Here is a 21,419-nt window from a genome sequence, read left to right as displayed (position 1 = left end):
CCCGGGGGGTCCGGGCGGCCGGTCGGTTCAGAAACGCAGGAGTCAGGCCGCAGCGGTCTCGTCGGCAGGAGACGACGATCCGTACTTGAACTTTCCGTCTTCGAAGAGCAGCGGATAGATCAGGCCGCCGATCGCTCCACCGATCAGTGGCGCCAGCCAGAACACCCACAGCTGGCCCGGGGCTCCGTCGCCGTTGAAGAAGGCGACTCCGGTCGAGCGCGCCGGATTGACCGAGGTGTTACTGATCGGGATCGAGATCAGGTGGATCAGGATCAGAGTGAAACCGATGGCCAGGGGTCCGAACCCGCCGGGTGCACGGCCATCGGTGGCACCGAGCACCACGATGAGGAAGAAGGCCGTCAGCAGGATCTCGGCGATGATGACCGAGGCGAGGGTGTAATGGCCGGGACTGTGGTCACCGTACCCGTTCGCCGCCATGCTGCCCGTCGCCGTCCATCCCGGTTGGCCCGAGGCGATGACGAACAGCATGAGTCCGGCGAGCAGGCCACCGGCGACCTGCGCGATCCAGTAGCCCGGCAGGTCCTTCCAGGCCAACCGTCCGCTGACCGCCGCGCCGAGGGAGATGGCCGGGTTGAAGTGCGCTCCGGAAATATGGGCGAGCGCGTACGCCATGGTCACGACCGTCAACCCGAAGGCTGTGGCGACACCGAGGTAGCCGACGCCGACCTGGATGAGCGTGCCCTTGTCGTCGCCCTCGGCGACCTGTTTGGCGGCGTAGATCGCGGTGCCGCAACCGCCGAAGACGAGCCAGAAGGTGCCGAATAGTTCGGCGAGGTATTTGGTGATGGGAGCGGGAATCATGGGCGACCTCCCAGAGCAGACGGACGAGAATGATCATGGTCACATCAGTAACATCAGCACCACAAGTGGACAGCAATCACCGAGTAGGGTCTACCTTTGCGGCCGAACGGTGACCGTCACGAGACCCGGCGGAGACCGGCCGGCGAGAATCACGCCGTGGGTCGCACATCGTCGGCCGGCGCAAGAAAAACCCGCCCCCGGTATGAACCGAGGGCGGGATGTGGTGCGCCCGTAGGGATTCGAACCCCAAACCTTCTGATCCGTAGTCAGATGCTCTATCCGTTGAGCTACGGGCGCGTAGCTATTCAGTTGTCACAGTCTACGAGAGACTGTCACCGCGGTCGGCGCGACTGCGGTCGGCGGAGGCGAGAGGATTTGAACCTCCGGTCCCGTTTTAGCGAGACAACTCATTAGCAGTGAGTCCCATTCGGCCGCTCTGGCACGCCTCCTGACGGAGTCCTTTCGAACTGCCGGATCGAAAGATTACACACCGGTTGCCCACAGAAGCAAACCGCGCGGTCAGCGGGCTGCGGGCACCGTTTCCGGCCCGACGGGCCCGCGCGCCCCGAACGTGGTCACGCACCGTCGGACACCTACAGTGGAGCGGTGAGCATGCGCATCCGAGAAGACCTCGACGACCTGCCGGTCTACGTTCCCGGCAAGACGTTTCCGGACGCGGTCAAACTTGCCAGCAACGAGGTCACCCAGGGACCGCTCCCGTCGGTCCTCGCCGCGATCACAACGGCCGCGTCGAATGCGAACCGCTATCCCGACAACGCGATGGTCGATCTCACCGAGGCCCTGTCGAAGAATCTCGACGTGAGTCCCGAGGAGATCCAGGTCGGCTGCGGGTCGGTCATCCTGTGCCAGAACCTCATCCTGGTGACGTGCCGGCCGGGTGACGAGGTGGTGTTCGGGTGGCGGTCCTTCGAGACGTATCCGCTGGCCACCCGTCTCGTCGGCGCCACACCGGTGCAGGTGCCGCTGACCGGCGACGACGTCTACGACCTGGCCGCGATGGCGCGGGCGATCACCGACCGCACCCGGCTGATCTTCGTGTGCAATCCCAACAACCCGACGGGCACCGTCGTGACCGCCGACGACCTGCGTACGTTCCTGCGCTCGGTGCCCGACGACGTGATCGTCGCCCTCGACGAGGCGTACTTCGAATACATGCGCCTGGACGTCGAGCACCGGTACGACGCCCTTGAGTTGCATCGCGAGTTCACCAATCTGGTTGTGTTGCGTACCTTTTCGAAGGCTTACGGACTGGCCGGCCTGCGCGTCGGCTACGCCGTAGCCGATCCCGCGGTGATCACCGCGCTGGGCAAGGCCCATGTCCCGTTCTCGGTGAACAGCGTCGCTCAGGCAGCCGCCATCGCGTGTCTACAGGCCGGTGACGAACTGCTCGCCCGCACCGACGACGTCGTCGCCGAACGGACCCGGGTGACCGACCGGCTTCGCGTCGCGGGCTATCGGGTGCCCGATTCGCAGGCGAATTTCGTCTGGCTCGACCTCGGCGAACGCGCCATCGACTTCGCCACCGCCGCCGTGGGTGGCGGCGTGGTCGTGCGCCCCTTCGCCGGCGACGGAGTGCGGGTGACGGTCACCCACGCCGAGGAGAACGACCGTTTCCTGACCTTCGCCGAGGGCTGGATCCGCAAGGGCCGCTGACGACATCGGGAGGCGTCGACGTCGTCGGCATCAGGCCGGACGCGCGATCGCGGCCGAGGTGCCCTGCCCGACCAGCGCCGGTATCGTGCGCCTCACCTCGGTCGCACCGCCGATGCGAATTCGATTGTCCCTGAGCATGGTTGCCCAATTCGCATCTCCGCGCCACAACTCGGTGAGGGTTCGCAGATCGGTGCGGATCGAGGCATCCACGTCGAAGCCCGGATCGAAGTCGCACACCTCGACGTCGTCGTCGACCACCAGCCACCACGACGACGCCTTACCGACGAGGTCCCTGAAGCTGATGACGACCGTGGTCCGTCGACGTGGCCACCGCTCCGGTGAGATCGTGCGACGCATGTCCCACAGCAGCAGATGCGGATCGAGATCGGCGTCGCCGAGTTCGCCGATCCAGCGGATTCCCCACGCGCTCAGCGCATTCACAACCCCGGAGAGTTCTTCGTCCATCTCGGTGAGCGTGTAGACACTGCGGCCACCGACCTCGGCTCGATGCACCACCCCGACCCGCTCGAGTCCCCGAAGCCGTTTGGTCAGCAATGCCGGCGACATCTTCGGCACGCCCCGTCTCAACTCATTGAAATGTCTGCTGCCCAAGAGGAGTTCGCGGATGACGAGTATCGTCCATCGCTCGTCGAGCAACCGGCGAGCGCGTCATCGACGTCGCCGCGGGCGCCGGGAATGTCGCGATCCCGGCAGCGACGACAGGTGCGCGAGTCGTCGCCACCGATCTGACGCCGGAACTGCTCACGGTCGGCGAGGCACTCGCCACCGGAGACGACATCGTCTGGCGCACCGCCGACGCCGAGGACCTCCCCTTCGCCGACGACGCCTTTGATGTCGCGGCGTCCTGCGTGGGTGTGATGTTCGCCCCGCACCACCAGCGCTGCGCCGACGAACTCGTCCGGGTCACCCGGCCCGGCGGCCGCATCGGGCTCATCAACTGGACCCCGTCCGGATTCATCGGGCAACTGTTCGCACAACTGAAGCCCTACGCGCCGACGCCACCGCCCGGCACCCAGCCGGGTATCCGCTGGGGCGACGCCGACCACGTGCGCGCACTGTTCGGCACATCCGTCGCCGACCTCGAGACGCACACCGCGTCCGTCGACATCACGCAGTTCACCGACGGTGCGACGTTCCGTGACTTCTTCAAGGCCCGCTACGGCCCGACCATCGCGGCGTACCGGACGGTCGCCGACGACGCCACCCGGACCGCGGAACTCGACGATGCACTCGCGGCACTGGCCGACAGGTCCATCACCGGCCGTCCATGAGCTGGGAGTATCTGCTGGTGACGGCAACCGTCGCGTGAGAGCCGGACCGGCCGCCGGGCTCAGCAGTGGAACGGGTCAGTAGTACAGCCCGCGCGACACCGTGTTCCAGGCGGCCGGCAGGTCCCGCTCCCAGTAGGCCCAGGTGTGGGTGCCGATGAGCCGGAAGCCGTCGGTGTAGGCGACGCCGTGGGTACGCATATCCAGGGCGAACTCGAGTGAACAGCGGTAGGCGCCGACCTCGAGCGCCGACGACGACGCGGTCACCGCCTCGGGCGGGCCCTCGTCGGGTTCGATCCGGCGCTGCAGGTCGAGCGGCCCGATCGCTCCGGACCCGGCGGAGATGAAGATGTTCTTGCCGCGCAGGGCATCGAGATGCAGCGACGGGTCGTGGGCCTGCCACCCCGCCGAGCCGAACGGCCCCCACATGTTGGTGGCGTCCCCGCCGTCGCGGCCGACGGTGGTGCGGACGTAGGCCTCATTCGCCGCCCCCGACACCGGCGGGCAACCGCTGAGCGAGGCCAGCCCGGAGTAGAGGTCGGGATGACGGATGGCGAGCGCGAAGGCGGCCTGACCACCCATCGACAGACCGATCACGGCGTTGCGGCCGCTGCCGTTGAAGGTCGAATCGATCAGCGGGGGCAATTCCTTGGTGAGGAAGGTCTCCCACATCGGCTTGCCGAGTTTCGGGTCGGTCCGCTGCCAGTCGGTGTAGAAGGTTCCGGCTCCACCGACGGGAAGCACGACGTTGACGTTCTTGTCGGCGAAGAATCGTCCGGCATGACCCTTGGTGATCCAGTCGCTGACGCCACCCTCGGCACCGGCGCCGTCGAGCATGTACACGGTGGGACGCGGACCCGACGCCCCCTCGGGGGTCAGCACCGACACCTTCACGCGCTCGTTCATCGACGGCGAGTCGACCCAGATGTCGGTGCGCAGGACGCTCACCGGGGTGGTGGTGACGATGCGGGCCACCTGTCGAGGGGCCGCGTCGGCGACGGGCGCGGCAACACCCATGCCGAGGGCGACGACGCCGAACACCGACGCCGCCAGCACAGCCATACGCCTTGCCATCATCACCATTCCGCTCCACTTGATCCGGCGAATTCCGGACGATGAACCACCGACGCGGGGTGTTGACGTCTCCCCCAGACTCATCACCAACAGTCTCAGCCTGAAAGGATACGCACGGGTGACCATCACGTGAACCCTCGACGAGTACTTCACAGATTGCATTCAGGAGCACACACGCGTGAGTACCACAAAGCCCACCCGCAGGGCAGCAAACACCGCAGGTGAGAGCGGCAACACGGACCCTGCCGGCGCCGCTCCCGGCGGCCGCCTCACCGCAGGCGAATTCGCATTTCTGGCAACGATTCCGGTCCGCTGGTCGGATATGGATGCCTTTGGTCACATCAACCACGCGCGCATGGTCACCCTCATGGAGGAGGCTCGCATCCAGTGGTTGCTGTCCGCGGGTGAGGAGTACACCCCGCTGATCAAGAGCGCGATGATCGTGCACGTGGAGATCCGCTATCAGAGCCAACTCCGCCACGACGATTCGCCGCTGGCAATCGGGATGTGGATCAAGGGTTTTCGCTCGGTCGACTTCACCATCGGCTACGAGATCCGGGGCGCCGACGCCGATCCGGCGTCGAAACCGGCCTGCGTCGCGAGCACCCAGATGGCCGTGGTGGACATCGAGAAGCACAGCCTGCGCCGACTCACCACCACCGAAAAGGGGTACCTCACGGCCTGGTCACGCTGAGGCACCCGAGGCGACTACGGTTCGTACCGCGCCGGCAGTTCCTGACCCACCGACAGCCGAGCAATGTTGCCCGCCAACACGTCTCGGTAGATGCGCAGTTGTTCCTCGCCGCTGCGTACCTGTTCGGAGAGCCGTTTGGCATTGTCCATCGAGATCTCCCGATCACCCGAGCGGGCAACGAGTTCATCGATCCGGTCGTCGAGGGTGGCGGCCCGGTCGTACTCGGCGAGGATACGCAGTTCGACGGCGGCCGACTCCACGACGTGGGCCACCTCGGACAATGCCTGCACGCGGCCGATCAATTCGGTCCACACCGGGCGCAGCGTCGTCTCCCGACGATCGAGTTGCTCGGCGAACGCCGCATCGAATCCGCCGCTGCGTTTGGCCCGATCGAGCTCGACCCGGACGGCGCGCAGCGCGATGATGTCGGCGGCGATCTCGACGAGCTCGGCGTGCAGATTCACCTGGGTGCGTTGCACCGCAAAGTGATCCGAGCGCCACGCCGGATTCATCATGATGCGGTCGTAGTAGTGACCGGCGATGAACAGCAGTGCCTCGTATCCGTCGACGAAGTTCGACGACCCGGGTGCGGCCGGCACCTGATTCTGTGCCGCGGGTGCCGTTCGGGGCATCGACGCGGTGACCTGATCGGCCCACTGCTCCACCTGCCGCTTACCCGAGCGGGCCGCGACCTGTCCGACGACGCCGGCGATGAGGTCCACCGCGGCCGTCCCGGCCCGCCGCACCGCCCGCAGTGTTCCCACGTTGGGGGTCGGCGTACACAACAACCCGGCGAACAGGCGCTCCCGCTCCTCGATCTCGAGGTAGATGTTCTCCCGGCGCTCCCGGCGGATCGCCCGGGTGCTCCCGGCGAACACGCCCTTGCCGGTGACGATGGCCTTGTGGGCCTCATCGCGGCGACGCGCCAGCCCCGACAATCGGTTGCGGAACACCGCGGCCACCACACTGGGCATCATCGCCCCGGACAACTGCTGCTCGGTCTGCACGATCGTGCGTTGCAGGCGGCGCAGCTCCCCGAAACCGCCGGGCAGCGTGGGCATCGGCAGACCGGTGGAGACACGGCGGATGACGATCGCACGACCGGCGGGGGTGAGGTATCCGGACGCGACGAGGACCGCGGCCACGTCGGAGAGCTCCGGTCGGTCGCCGGGCATGGCCGCGCGATCACACCACTCGCGGATCTCGGCGCCGGTCGGTCCGCTGAGGTGGCGGGCACCGGGGCGTTGAGCAGGCCGATGGGCGTCGTCGATCATCGTTCCCGGCTCCTTTCCTGACGTGGTCGAATGCGCCGGTGAGAAACGGCGGCGACCGTATGCATCCATGCTACCGGCGGGTTGCGACGGAACCGGGCGTTCGCGCCCGCCACAGCGGCCGGGTCACCCGATGCAACACCCAGGCGAGCAGCGTGCTGATCACCACGGTGATCAGCAACGCGATCACCAGATTCCCGGTGAACACCCGGTACCCCAGCACCGCCATCACCACCTCGAGCACGATGACGTGCACGCAGAACAGTTCGTAGGAGATCTCGCCGAGGAACACCATCGGCCGGCTCGCACACACCCGCGCCCACCAGGACCGCTGATCGGCGCAGGTCAACGGCACTATCAGGCCGACCGCGACGATCAGATACAGCACGTGTTTGACGATCGTCGCCGACGCGGTGGTCGGCGTGATGGTCGGTTCACCGGCGATCTCGCCCGCCGACACCACGAAGGCCACCACCGCCGCGAGCACCCAGCCGGTGGCGTGGGACCGCCGGATCATCGGCGCGCACACCGCGAGGATCATTCCCGCCACGAACCATCCGAAGAACGACGGCGCCCACAGCCGCGCCGTCGGACTCAGCCCGGTGCTGCCGGCGACGATGACGATCCAGACCGGACTGACCAGCAGCAGCGCCGACAGACCGGCCAGCAGCAGATCGGGCCGCCACCGGCCGGGCGCCCCGGTCAGCCATCCGACGCCGACCACCAGCACCCAGCCGATCAGCGGCAGCACCAGGTAGTAGACGACCTCGGCGGCCAGACTCCACATCTGGGTGAGCCCCGAATGCAGGTACCCGAGACCGTAGACCTGCGTCAGCGTCATGTTGCGCAGGAACCCCGACCAGCCGGCACCGGTCAGCGACGGCTCACCGGCCGGTGGCGCGAGGGCGTAGATCAGATACACGCCGATGACGGTGATCCAGTACGCGGGCAGGATGCGTCGTGCCCGATGCCAGAAGTATCGCCCGAGCGCCGGTGTCTCCGTCGATGAGCGGGCCGCGCGCACCCACGGGGAGAACAGCAGGAATCCGGACAGCACGAAGAAGATCGCCACCCCGACCTCGAACCGCGCGAACAGCCGTCCCACCACGTCGTCGGTGTAGTGACCGGTCCAGAACGCCGCATGGGTCACCACGACCGACACCGCGGCCACGGTACGCACACCGGTGAGCGAGGGGACACGCGAGGCCATGCGCCCGATCCTGCCAGGGGCGAAACGCTCGGCCACCACAGCCGTGGGAGATGAGGTACCGGGGAGATGGCACGATGACACCATGTCGGCCACGCCGGACTCCGGCCACCACGAGGTCATCCGCGGTCAGATCTGGCGCGACGGACACAAGGTCGACGGCTTCGATCTGGCGAGCATCTCCGAGCACCTCCGCTGCGAGAACACCCTCATCTGGGCCGACCTGGACTGCCCCTCACACGAGACGCTGACCGCACTCGCCGACGAACTCGACCTCAACAAGTTCGCCATCGAGGACACCATCGCCGCCGCCGAACGCGTCAAGACCGTCAACTACCGCAACTACACCTTCATGACCGTCTACGCGATCTCCGAACGCGAGCCGGGCACGGTACCGCCGCCGCGTGACGCGGTCGCCGGCTCCCCCGACCACCACTCCCCCTTCGCGTGGCGCGCCAAAACGTTCACCCTGCAACGGATTTCGATCTTCCTCAAGGAGAATGCGCTGATCACCGTCCGGCTCTCACCGGGCTTCGACATGGGCCAGGTGGCCACCCGGTGGGAGGAGGTCGGCGGTGAGCAATACGGGATCGGCGCGTTGCTGCACGGCCTGCTCGACGTCGTCGTCGACGGCCATTTCGACGCGGTGCAGCGACTCGACTCCGACATCGAGGACCTCGAGGAGTCCCTGTTCGACGACACGATGCGTTCCCACGATCTGCAACGACGGACCTTCGATCTGCGCAAGGATCTCGTCCTGCTGCGGCGCGTGGTGGTGCCGATGCGTGAGGTGATCGCCGGCATTCAACGTCGACGATTCGAGAATCAGGCCCCACCGGAACTCGATCCGCACTTCTCCGACCTCTATGACCACGCCTTGCGCGCCGCGGAGTGGACGGAGTCGTTGCGTGACATGGTGACCACCATCTTCGAGACCAATCTGTCGCTGGCCGACGCGCGTCTGAACACGGTGATGAAGAAGCTCACCGCGTGGGCCGGGATCGTGGCGGTGCCGACGGCCATCACCGGGTATTACGGCCAGAATCTGGATTTCCCGTTGTTCCAGACATTCACCGGTTTCCTGGTGAGCACGCTGGTGATCCTCGTCGTGGTCGTCGCGCTCTACGTGGGTTTCCGACGGCGCGACTGGCTGTAGCGCTCCGGCCACATCCGCGGTCGACGACCCCGGCCCCGGTTGGCACCACAGTCCCTCGGGCCGGCCCGGGGATACGAGGTGACTTGGGTAAAGTTGAATGCGGATTGGAGGCCGCGCAATGTCGCTTTTTTCCGTTCCGATCAAGGCGGTTCAGATCGCTGTCGGTGCCGCCCTCGTCGGCGGTGAGTCGGCGGTGCGAGCCGGACGCTGGGCCGAGGACACCACCCGGGCAACGCTGTCCTCGATCGCTGCCGACGTCACCTCGATGGCGCAGACCACGGCGTCCGCATCCGCGGGGATGATCGCCGAGGCCTTCGGGGGCACCCCCGCACGCCGGATCACCAGCAACGGTGACGTGCATTGGATCGAGGTCCGCGGCCTCGACACCGATTTCGACGCCCTCGCCGAGGCCGTCGCCATCGCACTCGACGCCACCCCCGGCGTCACCGACGTCCACGTCAACGGGCCGCTGTCGCGGGTGATGGTCACCGTCGCCGCGGGCGGGCCGTCGGCTGCGGACCTGGCGGCGGTGATCGCCGACGCCGAACGCCGGGCCCCACGCGAGGCCACACCCCCCGCCTTGGCTCCGCTGCCGGGCGACGACAATGTCATCGCGGCCGATCTGATCGGGTTGGGTGTCGCGGGCACCGCGCTCGTCTCGGCGGCCGTGTACCGCTTCCTGCCGCTGCCGGTGGTCTCCGATGTCGCCGCCGTCCCGGCAACCCTGCTCAACAATCACCCCCGCCTGCGCGGCATGGTCGAGGATCGCCTCGGCGCCGAGGGCGCGGACCTGCTCCTCTCGTCATTCCAATCGGTGACCGGCATCGTCACAGCGGCCCCGATGTCCGTCCTTGTCACCGCGACCGCCCGCGCGGTGCAGAGCGCCGAGGCATTCAACGCGCGCCGCGCCTGGGCGCAACATGCCACCGTTCTCGCCGGCCAGGCACGCAAGGTCGATGTGGTGGCACCGCTGCGGGCGGGCCCGGCGGGTCGGCACACACGCCACGGGTCCCGGTTCGATGAGATCTCGATGAATGTCGGCCTGGGTGGCTCCGGGATCCTCGCCCTCGCCGACGGACTGCGCACCGCCGCCGACGCCACCCTGGTCTCCGCCCCGAAAGCCGCACGGGCCGTGCGCGAGTCGTTCGCCGCCGCCCTGTCGCGGGGGCTGCACCTTCGCCACGGCGCCCTGGTGATGAACCCGCGCGTCCTGCGTCGCCTCGAGGACATCGACACCCTCGTGGTCGACCCGCGGGTGCTGTTCACCGACGAACTCGCCGTCACCCAGATCACCGGGGTCGATCACGACGACCGTTCCCGCGTCTGGAAGGCCGCCACCAAGGCCTTCGACGAGGGCATCCTCGAGCCCGGCTGGAATCCGTTGGCGCACCACGTCGACGACGCGCCCGATGCGTCGGCGCTCATCAGCCCGATCCGGCAGCCGATGGCCTCGGCGCTGTTGATGGAGGCACGCCGGGCCGAGGTTCGCGTGATCACCTTCGCCAATGACGGATTGCATTCGCTGCGACAGGGATTCGACGAACTCCTACCCGACGGCAAGGACCCCGATCAGGATCTGTTCGACGCGGTGGAACGGTTACGCGCCGACGGCGCGCGCGTCGCACTCATCTGCCGGGGTGCCGACGACGCGGCGCACGCCGCTCACCTCTCGGTCGGCCTGATGGACCGGGTGGACTCACCGAGCTGGTCGGCCGACATCCTGGTCCCCGACCTGGGCGCGGCCTGGCGCGTGCTGCACGCCCTGCCCGCGGCCCGTGAGGCTGCGCAACACGGAAAGGCGTTGTCCACGGGCGCGTCGCTGCTCGGCACGCTCATGCTGATCCCCAGTGTTCCCGGGTACGGGCCCGATTCGGCCAATGTCTCGGCGATGTACGCGTTCTGGTCCGGATTCTCGGTGGGCCGTGAGGTCTTCGACGAGCAACTGCCGCAACCGGATTCGGGGCATGACTGGCATGCGATGCCGATCGACGAGGTGCGCGCGCTGTTGCCGATGCCGGCCCCCGAGCCGATCGACACCAGCCTGACCAACCGGGTCACCTCGTCACCACCGATCCGGATTCCCTGGACCACGATCAGCGGCGCATGGCGACGGGTGCGCGACTTCACCGACACGATGCGCGACGATCTCGCCGATCCGATCACCCCGATCCTGACCACCGGCGCGGCCGCCAGCGCGCTGCTCGGCTCACCGCTCGACGCGGTGATGGTGTCGGGCGTGTTGCTGCTGAACACCGCGATCTCGGCCCAGCAATCGCTGCATGCCGAGCGCCTCCTGCGGTCGATGCTGGCCGTCCAGGAACCCCTCGCCCGGCGCCTGACGTCGACCGAATACGCCGGTGCACTCGGCGCCGCGGACTACGACGAGGTGCGCGCCGGACGTCTGCGGCCCGGCGACCTGATCGAGGTCCGTTCCGGTGAGGTGGTCCCGGCCGACGCCCGCATCATCGACGCCGACGCCGTCGAGGTCGACGAATCGGCGCTGACCGGCGAGTCCCTGCCGGTGGCCAAGAACACCGCCGACACCCCGGGAGCACCGCTGGCCGAGCGGACCGGAATGCTGTTCGCCGGCACCACCATGGTGGCCGGCAAGGCCCACGCGGTGGTGACCGCCGCCGACGGGGCGACACAGGTCGACCGCGCGTTGGCGCTCTCCCCCGCCCAGTCCAAGTCCGTCGGACTGGCCGCCCAACTCGGCGAGATCACCAAACGCGCCCTGCCGTGGAGCCTGGCCGGCGGAGCCCTGGTCGGTGCCCTCAGTCTGTTGCGTGGCACCCCCGTCCACGAGGCCGCCTCCGGCACCGTCTCGGTGGGTGTGGCCGCTGTTCCCGAGGGCCTCCCGCTCGTCGTCACCCTGGCGCAGTCCGCATCGGCGCGACGGCTCACCGGGTCGTCGGTGCTCATACGCAACCCGCGCGCCATCGAGGCGTTCGCCCGGCTGGACGTGGTCTGCTTCGACAAGACCGGCACGCTGAGCGAGAACCGTCTGCGGGTGACGTCGGTGCGTGCCCTCGACGGCGCCACCGAACGTGACGTCCTCGAGGTGGCCGGGGCCACCATGCTGGTCAACCGCGCAGGCAAGGTGGAGCACGCCACCGACGCGGCGATCCACCGCGCAGCCACCGAGGCCGGGATCGGGTTGGCGACCCTTGACGGATTCCTGCCCTTCCAATCCGACCGACCACTCGCGGCCGCCGTGATCGGCCGCCGCCTCATGGTCAAGGGCGCACCCGAGGCGCTGGTGAGCGCACTCGACCCGGCCGACCGCGACATCCTGCACGACACCGTCGCCGACATGGCACTGCAGGGTTTACGCGTGCTCACCGTCGCCGAACGCACCCTGACCGCGGCCCAGGCCACCGCAGCCGCCGATCCCGCCGTCCTGGCCGAGCTGTGCTCCTCGGAGCTGCGGCTGATCGGCACGATCGGTCTCAGCGACACGCCCCGCGAGGGCGCCCGCGAACTGCTCACCGACCTGCAGGCCCGGAACATCGGAGTCCGGCTGATCACCGGTGATCATCCGGTGACCGCGCGGGTCGTCGCCGGCGAACTCGGTCTCGACGTCGACGACGGCCACGTGATGACCGGGGCGGACTGGGACGTGCTCGACGCGTCGGCGCGCGTCGAGGCCGCCCGCACCCACCAGGTCTTCGCGCGGATGTCACCCGAACACAAGGTGCAGGTGGTCGCGGCACTGGAATCGGCCGGCCTGATCACCGGCATGGTCGGCGACGGGGCCAACGACGCCGCCGCCATCCGCGCCGCATCGGTCGGAATCGGGGTGGCGTCGAAGGGCAGCGACCCGGCCCGGATGGCCGCCGACGTGATGCTCCTCGACGGCGACATCGGCGCCATCATCGACGCCCTCGACGAGGGTGAGCAGCTGTGGCGGCGTGTGCAGTCGGCGGTGTCGGTCCTACTCGGGCACAACGTCGGTGAGGTCAGCTTCGGTCTCATCACGACGGTGCTGACCGGATCGCCCGCTCTGAACGCCCGTCAGATGCTGCTGGTGAACATGCTCACCGACGCGCTGCCGGCCGCGGCATTGGCGATGAGCCCGCAGAACGAGCCCGACGTGGCCGGGCGTCACGATGAGGCCACCATCTGGCGTGCGGTGGCGGTCCGTGGCGTCTTCACCACCACCGGCGCGACGCTCGCCTGGACGCTGGGGCGCCTCACGGGCACACCCGAACGGGCGGCCACCATCGGATTGGTGGGATTGGTGCTGACCCAGATGATGGAGACCCTGGGCGATTCGCACGGGCCGTTGGTCGTCGCGACGAACGTCGGCACCTTCGCGGTGATGGCGGGAATCATCAGCATCCCGGGCGTCAGTCAGGTGTTCGGCTGTACTCCGGTGGGACCCATCGGGTGGGGCGAGGCATTCGCTGCGGCCTTCGCGGCCGCTGCCATTGCCAAGACAATGCCGGGCGTCATGGACCGGCTGGCAGAGGAACTTCCTAAACTACTCGTCGATGCTCAGCACACCGACACGGACGAGGACGGCGTAGACGTGCTCGAGAGCAGGAGTGAGCAGACGAACGCCGGAGTCGACCAGGGCATCGGGCCCGAGAGAGCGAGTGATCTCCGTCATGACAGGTGAGCCTACCCCAAGTCCTACGGAAACGGATAGGGGCAAACCGGAAGAAGGGACTTCGGTCCTCGACGATGTTCGTCACCTCGTCGCGACCCACAACGACGTCTCCAAGATGGTGCGTGACGCACGTCGCTTCTCGATCAATCTGCCGCTGGTCGGCAAGGTCGCGGTGCCGCAACCCAAACAGTTGGCGTTCTACGGGGTGCTCGGTGCGCTGGCCGCGACCGGGGCCATCGAGTGGCCGGTTGCGGTGGCCCTCGGCCTCGGTGTCGCGGTGACCGCCAAGGCCGTCAGCGCCTCCCCCGCCGCGCCGCAACCCGCGCTCGTCGCGGCCCAGCCGGTCATCGTCGAGCAGATGATCGTCGAGCGGGTGACCACCGAGCCGGCGGCCGACGAGGTGGCCGACGGCCTCGAGACCGCATCTGCGACACCGGCTACGGCCCGTAGGACCGCTGCCACGAAGGCTGCGGCGACAAAGGCACCGGCAAAGAAGGCACCTGCCAAGAAAACCACCGCGAGGAAAGCTCCCGCGAAGAAGACCGCGGCACAGGCGCCGGCAAAGGCACCGGCAAAGAAGGCTGCTGCCAAGAGAACCCCGGCGCGAAAGACCGCGGCGACGAAGACTGCCGCGACGAAGACTGCGGCAAAGAAGACAGCCGCCAAGAAATCCGCGCCTGCCGCCGAGTCCACCGACTGAGGTTCACCGGTCCGGGAAGATGACCTCGAGGTAGTGGGCGTACGCCTCGGCGACCTCGTCGTCGGTGAGACCGAACTCCGCGAGGGAGTACCGGTGCACGCCGTGGGAGTGCTGGCGGTGTGACTCCCGGTGCCGCGTCATCTCGGCCCGGGTGTCGGCGCCGAGGTCGATGCCCGCTGCGGAGTAGATGCGTTCGACCTGCGCCAGCGGGTCATCGATGAGGTCGTCGTAGTTAACGTCGACGAATCGGTCCGGGTGACGTTGGCGCACGGCGAGGGACCGTTCGGCCATGTCGACGTTGCGGTGCAGCCAATGCCGCGCAACCGCTTGTGCGTCAACGTGATCGGAGAACATCGAGTGTCCGTGGGCGAGCATGCTGGAGAAGGATGCCGTCGTGCGGACCGGATCCCGATGGGTGCCTACGATGACCGCTTCGGGAAAGACGTCGAGCAGGGTGTCGAGATGCTCGAGATGAGCCGGAGTCTTGAGGACCCAGTGCGGTCGGCGATCCTGTTGGGCCAGCACCTGCAGCAACAGCTTGAGGTAATCGTAGGACGGTCGCGGGTCCTGTTCGGCGAGCCAACGCGCATACGACGGCACGTTCAGCATCGCCTCGGGCACCTGCGACAGCAACGAATACTCTTGCAGCAGAACATCTTCCTCGGGACCGTCGGCCTCCACCGCGTGGATCGCGAAGAACTGCGGGTTGAGGTAGCGCAGTGACCACTCGGCGGCCTTGGTCTGTGCGATCCGCATCCACGGACGCCGGCCCGGACGTTCCCACCGGTGCGGCAACAGGTGCACGACCTCCCACGACTGCACCGCACGCATCCGGGAGTCCGATCCGATCAGCCTGTGCAGCATGGTCGTTCCGCTGCGTTGCAGTCCGGCGATCACGATCGGTGGGGTGATCGGTTCGTCGGCGATCTCCGGCCGGCGCGTGAGGAGTTCGGCCACCCGCAGTCGGGTGCCGAGCAGGCCGGTCAGACGCGCCCGGATCACCAGCGCACCGAAGTAGGAGAGGTCGGCCTCGTCGATGATGGATCGGGTCAGCACCTCGAGGGCTTCCTCGGTGAGCGGGTCGGCCTGCCAGGGCAGTCCGGCGACCCGGGATGCCCGCGCGCGCAACGCATCCGCCGAAAGTTCCGGTCCGTGGCCGCGGTCGGTCAGGCGCCGCCCGAGGGCGTTGAGTGCGGTGATCGGCCAACGCTGTAGGGGAACGAAACCGTCGGTCACGGAAGATCTCTCACCTGCGAGACCGGCACGACGCGGGTGCGCGGCTGGGGATGATCGGTCGCCCGAATCCATCGGAACGTCATGCCGCCACTCGAATGTCCGGTGGTGTGAATCCAATTGGGCACCCCAGGATCGGTGTGGGCGACGACGACGCGCACACTGCCGTCCGGACGGTAGCCAGCGGTGTGCTTGTTGACGTGGATCGTGGAGTACCGGTAATCCAACGACTCCAGCCAGTGGTTGTCGAGTTGGAAGTTCCACGCCTCGCAGTCGGGGATCTCGGCGTCGATGACCAGCGCCTCGTCGGGTCCGAGCCGCCAATAGCTGTGGTAGTAGATGATGTTCGGATCGCCACCGGCCTTGGTGGAACGATCCGGGTCGAACATCGGCAGTTCGTTGGTGTGCTTGGCGAAGTCGTGTGCCCACTTGGCGAACAGCATCGACGCACCGGCCACCAGCAGACTCGCCTTGCCCAGCCCGGCGTCGAGCTGCGCGGCCGTCAGCGGTGCCGGTGCCGGCGGGCTCGCGTCGGTGCCTTCGGCGGCGTCGTCGATCAGGTCGATGCGCAGGTCCGCGGGCGTCTCGGTGTTGCGGTCGGCGAAGGTCTGCCGCACGATCAGCAACCCGGACGCCTCCGTCATCGGCAACCAATTGCCCTCGTGCTCAACGGCACTCACGATCAGCTCGAACCGACCGTCGGCGCCGATGGCCAGATCCGAGGCCTCCACGTATCCGGTGGTCGGCATCTGGCCACCCTGTCCGTAGTTGCCCTCCTGGGTGCCGAAGCCGAGGTAGTCGACGGTGCCACGGGTGCCGGAGATCCGGTAGCTGAGCGTGCCGTCGATGGTGGCGTTCTGGTAGTGGTTGTCGGGATTGTCCGAGCCCATCTTGGCGGTCTCGTGAATCATCCGGCGCAGCACCGGGGCTCGCGGGTCGGCGTACTCGACGAAGGCCTCGAGTCCGGCACGGGTGAGCCGCGACAGGTAGCGGTAGCCCTCGGCCTGGGTCAGCGGATCGGTCGGCGTGCCCGGGTACATGATCGACGCGCCGGCCGATTTCAGCGTGTCACAGAACTCCTCCCACGCCTGCCCGGACGCGACCCGCGCCTGCGCGACGTCGTCGGGCGTCGTGCCACGAAATCGGAGCCACGCGATGCGGGCGCGGCGGAATCCATCGAGGGCGGAGGTTGCCAGCGTGCGGCCGTTCATGGGCCCACCCTACGGCGAGGTCGGTCTGCTCAGAACGACTTTCGGGCGGTCTTCGGATCCCCGTAGGTGATCGCACGTTCGCGTCGGGTGTCGGTGAGCAGGGTGGCCGCCCACGTCACGACGGTTCCGGTGCGGTTGCGAACACCGGCGAGGAAGGCGATGTGGATCGCGCCCCACGCCAACCAGCCGATGCTCCCGGACAGCTTCAGCGGCCCGGTCTGCAGGATCGCATTCTTGCGGGAAATGTATGCGGCGGTGCCGAAGTCGCGGTACTTGAAGGGTGGCCGGTCGGTGTCGCCGGCCACCACTCCGGCGATCACCGCACCCGCATGCCGCCCGCCCTGCATGGCGACCTCGGCGACCCCGGGCAACTTCTGGTACGAACTCATGTCGCCGACGACGAAGACCTCCGGATGCCCCGGCACCGACAGGTCGTCGCCCACCGGGATGGTGCCGCCCCGGTCGGTGGTGACGCCGAGCGCGTCGGCCAGCGCCCCGGCGAATGGGACGGCCTCCACGCCGGTGGTCCACAGTGTGGTGCGCGCGTCATATCGGCACACCTTCTTCGTGGCCTTCTCGGTGATCTCGACGGAATCGGCATCCACATCGGTGACGTGCACGCCGAGGTGCGTCTCCACACCCAGGCGGTCGAGGGTGCGCTGCGCCTTCGCCGACAACGTCGGACTGAACGAGGGCAGGACCCGATCACCGCCGTGGAACAGCATCACCCGGGCCTCGTCGGGGTCGATGCTGCGGAACTCGCTCTCGAGTGCGACGTGCGCCAATTCCCGTATCTGCCCGGCCAATTCGACACCAGTCGGACCACCGCCGGCGACGGCGAAACTCAGCCACGGACGACGCTGCTCGGCGTCGGGCAGGGATTCGGCCATCTCGAAGGCGGCCATGATGCGTCGGCGGATGGCCAGGGCGTCGTCGAGCGTCTTCATCCCGATGGCGTGCTCGATGAGATCCTCGTTGCCGTGATACGACGTCCGCATCCCGGCCGCCACCACCAGGTAGTCGTAGGTGACCTCGGTGACCGTCGAATCCATCCGGGTGACGGTGACGGTGCGCGCCGCCGGGTCCACCGCGGTCGCCTCGGCGCAGAACACCTCGGCGTTGCGTTGCCGGCGCAGCAGATGCCGGATCGGGCTGCTGATGGAGCCCTCCGACAGCAGTCCGGTCGCGCATTGATAGAGCAGCGGCTGGAACAGATGGCTGGTGCCGCGGTCGATCACCGTGACCCAGACGTCGGCTCGGCGCAGACGCCGGGCGGCGTTCATGCCGCCGAAACCCGCTCCGATGATGACCACATGCGGCCGGCCGCGCCGGCCGGAGTCGGATACACCCACCCCGCCGATTGTGGCAGAAACCCGGCGAGGCGGTGGCTGTCCGCGGTCGGGGTCAGCGGGAGGCGGGAACCGCGCTGGTCACCGCAAGGGTGGCCGCGCTCGTCGCGGCGGTCACGGTGAACACCGACGGCCAGGCACCGATCTTCTTGGCCAGCGGGTGCGACGCCCCGAATGCCACGAGATAGGTGCCGAGCAGTCCGGCGGCGACGGCCGGCCCGCGGGAGCGCCATTCGTTGGTGCAGTACGCGCCGACGGCCGCGAGAACCACGCCGCCCAGTTCGCGGCGACCGGTGTAGCGGGCGGCGGCGTACCCGCCGACGAGGCCGACAGCGACAGCGGGAACCGTGGGATCGAGAGCCATGGCCGAAAGCCTACGCAAGGGGCGGGCGACACCGGCCGCGCAGTACTCATCCGGTGATCAGATAGTCCTGCTGCATCCGCTTCCAGAGCGCGAGGTGCGGATCTGTGGTGGGATCGCGCCGGTCGATGAGGTAGGTGGTGGCCGCTCCCCTCATGCTGGAGAACAGGATCGGATAGAGCTCCGGATAGCGTGGCGCCGAGGTCAGGGTGGGGCCGAGGAAGTCGGCGACGACGGCGGCCACGGTGCGGCCGATCTCCCGCTCGGCCGGCAGCAGGACCGTGCGCAGCGACTCGTTGGTGCGTGCGGCCACCCACAACTCCATCGACGCCACGAAGTACGGCTGATGGAAGGTCGACCACCCGAGGTCGGTGGCCGCCGAGATCCGCTCGACCGGATCCTCGGGCCAGTCGATCTGTGCGGGCAGTTCGGCGATCCGGGTCCGCGCGAGATGCCCGACCGACGCGGTCAGCAGGGCGTCCTTGGACGGGAAATGATGCAGCATCCGGCCGCGGCTCACGCCCGCCTCGGACTGGATGGCCACGGTGCTGGTGTGGGCATAGCCGCGCGCCACCAGAACACGCAGTGCCGCGTCGAGGATCAGGGTGCGGGTCTCGTCGCTGCGCCGCTGCCGGGGTGCCTCCATCGGGGTGAGCACACTGTTCGGGGTGAGCGCACTGCTCGGGCGCATCGTCACCGGGCCAGTCTACGAGCCGGGTTCCGCCATCGGGGTGCCGAGACGTCAGAAGTCGAGAATGTGGGGCAGACCCGCACGGTAGCGGTCCCGGTCGGCGGCCTTGATCGGGTCGAGGATCGGCAGGTCCCACAGCGGGAACACCGGAGCGGGGCGGGCCGGGCTGTCGGCGGCGTCGAGGATCGCATTCGCCGCGCGCCGTCCCGCCTCGTTGGCCCCCTCCATCGTCGCCAGGTCGATGTTGGTGCGCACATGATCACCGCCGATGAACAGGTTGGGAATGGAGGTGGCTGCGGTGGGACGGTGCTGCAGCGAACCGGCCGTGTTGACCATCAGTGGTGTGGCGTTGGCGATGGTCGGTGACCAGGTGATCCCGGGATCGAGTGACCAGGTGACGATGTCCTCGCTGCGCAGGATGCGCCGCGAACCGGAGTTCATCGCGCGCGCCATCTGCGACCACACCTCCTTCGCGATCTCGTCCCTGGTGCACTGTTTTGCCTTCTTGCCGAACAGGATTCCCGGTGTCTCCCAATCGGAGATGTCGATGGACAGGCAGTCGTGCACGCGGCCGTCGCCGTAGGTCCGGGCGAAGTCGACGTTCCACGGACCGGCCTGGAACAACCCGGTGAGCGCCCAGGGTGTGCCGAGGGAGGCGATGTGTCCGGGCGGCAGGTCCGACCTGCGGGACAGGAAGTACTGGATGCCGACCATCCAGTCGTCCTCGAGATGACGAATCCCACCGAGTTCCGGTGCGGCACCGAGGATCTGCGGGGTCAGCAGGGGTCGGAGCCGGTCGATCGGCATGGCCGCGACGTACCAGTCGGCGGTCACCGTCCGGCCCCGGGAGGTGCGCGCCCCGGCGATCTGTCCGCCCGAGACGTCGAATGCCGCGGCGCCCTCACCCATCTCGAAGCGCACGCCGCGTCCTCGGAGATACGCGACCCACGGATCGATCCACACATGATTGGTGGGGCCGTTGAGGATTCGGTCGACACCACCGTGGACGAGTCCCGCGTCGTACTGGCCGATCAGACCGGTCGCGGAAACGGCCAGCGCCCAACCGATCTGGCCGATCGTGCGGGCCGACGCGGTGCCGGATTTCGCGGCCACCAGGGCGCGGGTGAGGGCGCCGGCGAGATACTTGCGGTAGGCCGGCGACTTGCCGTCGGCCTTGACGAACTGGACCCAGGACTGTTTCTCCCACTGGCCCACCTTGCGTTCGTCACTGCTGGTGGCGATGATCAGTTCGCGGTTCACGAAGTACGCCAACTCCTGTGGCGGGATGTCGACGACGAACTTGAGTCCGGTGGTCAGCGCGTTGCGTAGATTCTCTAGTGTCGCAAGCGAACCCGCGTGGGTGATCGATCCCATGATCGATGCGGGCGCGACGGTCGGCGCGTACCCGGATTCGTCGAAGGCGACGATCGCGGTCTCGACGTTGATCAGGTGCCGGTCCTTGACGTTGCCGCCCGGCACCGGAATGCGTTGCATCGACTCGGTGACGTGCTGATAGCAGCCGGGGAAGAAGCGGAAGCCGTGTTCGCCGGGAAGCGGTTTACGCCCGCCCGCCGCGGTTCCGGGAACGTCGAGACTGCGGGCCTTGCCACCGAGGTAGGCCGGCTCGTACACGGTGACCGCGAAGCCGCGTTCGATCAGTTCGTGGGCGGCCGCGAGTCCTGCCATGCCGCCGCCGAACACCGCCACCGAGCGTCGCCGACCCGCCGCGGGCGGCACCGCACGCGCCGACGGCACGCTCACCCCGGGCATGGCGACGGCCGTCCCGGCCAACACCGCGGCGGCGGCACCGCCGGTCAGCAGCGACCGCCGGGAGACTCCCGGCCCTCCGCCCGATCCGTCGATTCTTTCGTCACCTTCGGACATGGCACGGCCCTCCCAACCTCGGAACAGTCAACTCTGACTCTTTTGATGTGATGTGCACCACTACCCCGAGGCCTGCGGGACGGAATCGGCGAAGTGTCTCGCGCCGGATGGGCCGGGCCGGGCGATGTCACACTGGACCCATGGCAGATTCGTCCCTGCACCCCATCCCCGGCACAGCCCGGTGACCGGCC

General features: G+C 68.0%; 16 protein-coding genes, 2 tRNA genes and 2 pseudogenes. 6 read left to right on the top strand and 14 right to left on the bottom strand.

Annotation, left to right across the window (positions count from 1 at the left end; translation table 11 throughout):
• Window positions 1-42: 42 nt before the first annotated feature.
• From aqpZ to ACWDPV_RS23435, 3 genes are all read right to left on the bottom strand, one after another.
• Entirely contained in the window at window positions 43-822 is a 780-nt protein-coding gene (gene aqpZ / locus ACWDPV_RS23445) for an aquaporin Z (RefSeq protein ID WP_449744884.1), read from the bottom strand.
• Window positions 823-1,043: 221 nt separating this feature from the next.
• Window positions 1,044-1,119 (bottom strand) — tRNA-Arg (locus ACWDPV_RS23440).
• Between the two features lie 63 nt (window positions 1,120-1,182).
• Window positions 1,183-1,271: transfer RNA gene (locus ACWDPV_RS23435), tRNA-Ser, on the bottom strand.
• A 157-nt stretch (window positions 1,272-1,428) separates the two neighbouring features.
• Here ACWDPV_RS23435 and hisC point away from each other — a divergent pair.
• Window positions 1,429-2,496 (top strand): histidinol-phosphate transaminase, encoded by a 1,068-nt coding sequence (gene hisC / locus ACWDPV_RS23430; protein ID WP_449744883.1) that lies wholly within the window; start codon window positions 1,429-1,431, stop codon window positions 2,494-2,496.
• A 30-nt stretch (window positions 2,497-2,526) separates the two neighbouring features.
• Here hisC and ACWDPV_RS23425 read toward each other — a convergent pair whose 3' ends face one another.
• Window positions 2,527-3,153 carry a winged helix-turn-helix transcriptional regulator gene (locus tag ACWDPV_RS23425; RefSeq protein ID WP_449744882.1) on the bottom strand — a complete coding sequence of 209 codons (627 nt, stop codon included), beginning with the start codon at window positions 3,151-3,153 and terminating at the stop codon, window positions 2,527-2,529.
• On the opposite strand from ACWDPV_RS23425, the pseudogene ACWDPV_RS23420 reads away from it, so the two are divergent.
• Window positions 3,153-3,826: pseudogene (locus ACWDPV_RS23420) on the top strand (class I SAM-dependent methyltransferase); the annotation flags it as partial. The gene ACWDPV_RS23425 and the pseudogene ACWDPV_RS23420 overlap by 1 nt on opposite strands.
• 37 nt (window positions 3,827-3,863) lie before the next feature.
• On the opposite strand, the gene ACWDPV_RS23415 reads toward ACWDPV_RS23420, so the two are convergent.
• Complete coding sequence (locus tag ACWDPV_RS23415; protein ID WP_449744886.1) at window positions 3,864-4,859, bottom strand: alpha/beta hydrolase; 996 nt, start codon at window positions 4,857-4,859, stop codon at window positions 3,864-3,866.
• A gap of 292 nt (window positions 4,860-5,151) precedes the next feature.
• On the opposite strand from ACWDPV_RS23415, the gene ACWDPV_RS23410 reads away from it, so the two are divergent.
• Window positions 5,152-5,553, top strand: coding sequence for an acyl-CoA thioesterase (locus ACWDPV_RS23410; protein WP_449744885.1), 402 nt, complete (start codon window positions 5,152-5,154; stop codon window positions 5,551-5,553).
• A gap of 14 nt (window positions 5,554-5,567) precedes the next feature.
• Here the strand turns inward: ACWDPV_RS23410 and ACWDPV_RS23405 are convergent, their stop codons facing one another.
• Both ACWDPV_RS23405 and ACWDPV_RS23400 read right to left on the bottom strand, forming a co-directional pair.
• Window positions 5,568-6,827 carry a hypothetical protein gene (locus ACWDPV_RS23405; RefSeq protein WP_449744881.1) on the bottom strand — a complete coding sequence of 420 codons (1,260 nt, stop codon included), beginning with the start codon at window positions 6,825-6,827 and terminating at the stop codon, window positions 5,568-5,570.
• Between the two features lie 70 nt (window positions 6,828-6,897).
• Complete coding sequence (locus ACWDPV_RS23400; RefSeq protein WP_449744880.1) at window positions 6,898-8,034, bottom strand: acyltransferase family protein; 1,137 nt, start codon at window positions 8,032-8,034, stop codon at window positions 6,898-6,900.
• 82 nt (window positions 8,035-8,116) lie between these two features.
• Between ACWDPV_RS23400 and ACWDPV_RS23395 the strand changes: the two genes are divergently transcribed.
• Both ACWDPV_RS23395 and ACWDPV_RS23390 read left to right on the top strand, forming a co-directional pair.
• Entirely contained in the window at window positions 8,117-9,187 is a 1,071-nt protein-coding gene (locus ACWDPV_RS23395) for a magnesium transporter CorA family protein (protein ID WP_348806261.1), read from the top strand.
• A 97-nt stretch (window positions 9,188-9,284) separates the two neighbouring features.
• Window positions 9,285-13,559 (top strand): annotated as a pseudogene (locus ACWDPV_RS23390) (HAD-IC family P-type ATPase); the annotation flags it as partial.
• 111 nt (window positions 13,560-13,670) lie between these two features.
• On the opposite strand, the gene ACWDPV_RS23385 reads toward ACWDPV_RS23390, so the two are convergent.
• Window positions 13,671-13,799, bottom strand: coding sequence for an Rv1535 domain-containing protein (locus ACWDPV_RS23385; protein ID WP_425476195.1), 129 nt, complete (start codon window positions 13,797-13,799; stop codon window positions 13,671-13,673).
• Between the two features lie 115 nt (window positions 13,800-13,914).
• On the opposite strand from ACWDPV_RS23385, the gene ACWDPV_RS23380 reads away from it, so the two are divergent.
• Complete coding sequence (locus ACWDPV_RS23380; protein WP_449744879.1) at window positions 13,915-14,499, top strand: hypothetical protein; 585 nt, start codon at window positions 13,915-13,917, stop codon at window positions 14,497-14,499.
• A gap of 3 nt (window positions 14,500-14,502) precedes the next feature.
• Here the strand turns inward: ACWDPV_RS23380 and ACWDPV_RS23375 are convergent, their stop codons facing one another.
• The 6 genes from ACWDPV_RS23375 to ACWDPV_RS23350 form a co-directional block, all read right to left on the bottom strand.
• On the bottom strand, window positions 14,503-15,735 hold the full coding sequence (locus ACWDPV_RS23375) for a sulfotransferase family protein (protein ID WP_449744878.1): 1,233 nt from the start codon (window positions 15,733-15,735) through the stop codon (window positions 14,503-14,505).
• A complete protein-coding gene (locus ACWDPV_RS23370) occupies window positions 15,732-16,943 on the bottom strand; it encodes a hypothetical protein (RefSeq protein WP_348806257.1) in 1,212 nt (403 codons plus the stop codon). The genes ACWDPV_RS23375 and ACWDPV_RS23370 overlap by 4 nt, the downstream gene beginning before the upstream one ends.
• A 29-nt stretch (window positions 16,944-16,972) precedes the next feature.
• The gene (locus ACWDPV_RS23365) at window positions 16,973-18,226 is read right to left on the bottom strand and encodes an NAD(P)/FAD-dependent oxidoreductase (protein ID WP_425476196.1); all 1,254 of its coding nucleotides are present in this window, start codon (window positions 18,224-18,226) and stop codon (window positions 16,973-16,975) included.
• A 121-nt stretch (window positions 18,227-18,347) separates the two neighbouring features.
• Window positions 18,348-18,656, bottom strand: coding sequence for a hypothetical protein (locus tag ACWDPV_RS23360; protein WP_348806255.1), 309 nt, complete (start codon window positions 18,654-18,656; stop codon window positions 18,348-18,350).
• A 46-nt stretch (window positions 18,657-18,702) separates the two neighbouring features.
• Window positions 18,703-19,344: a TetR/AcrR family transcriptional regulator gene (locus ACWDPV_RS23355; protein WP_348806334.1), complete on the bottom strand. Its 642-nt coding sequence runs from the start codon at window positions 19,342-19,344 to the stop codon at window positions 18,703-18,705.
• Window positions 19,345-19,395: 51 nt separating this feature from the next.
• Complete coding sequence (locus ACWDPV_RS23350; protein ID WP_449744877.1) at window positions 19,396-21,228, bottom strand: hydroxysqualene dehydroxylase; 1,833 nt, start codon at window positions 21,226-21,228, stop codon at window positions 19,396-19,398.
• Between the last annotated feature and the right edge of the window lie 191 nt (window positions 21,229-21,419).

It is taken from the genome of Gordonia sp. NPDC003504, assembly GCF_053587995.1.
Note: the sequence above shows the minus strand (reverse complement) of the source record. Positions and strands in the feature narration are given on the sequence as shown.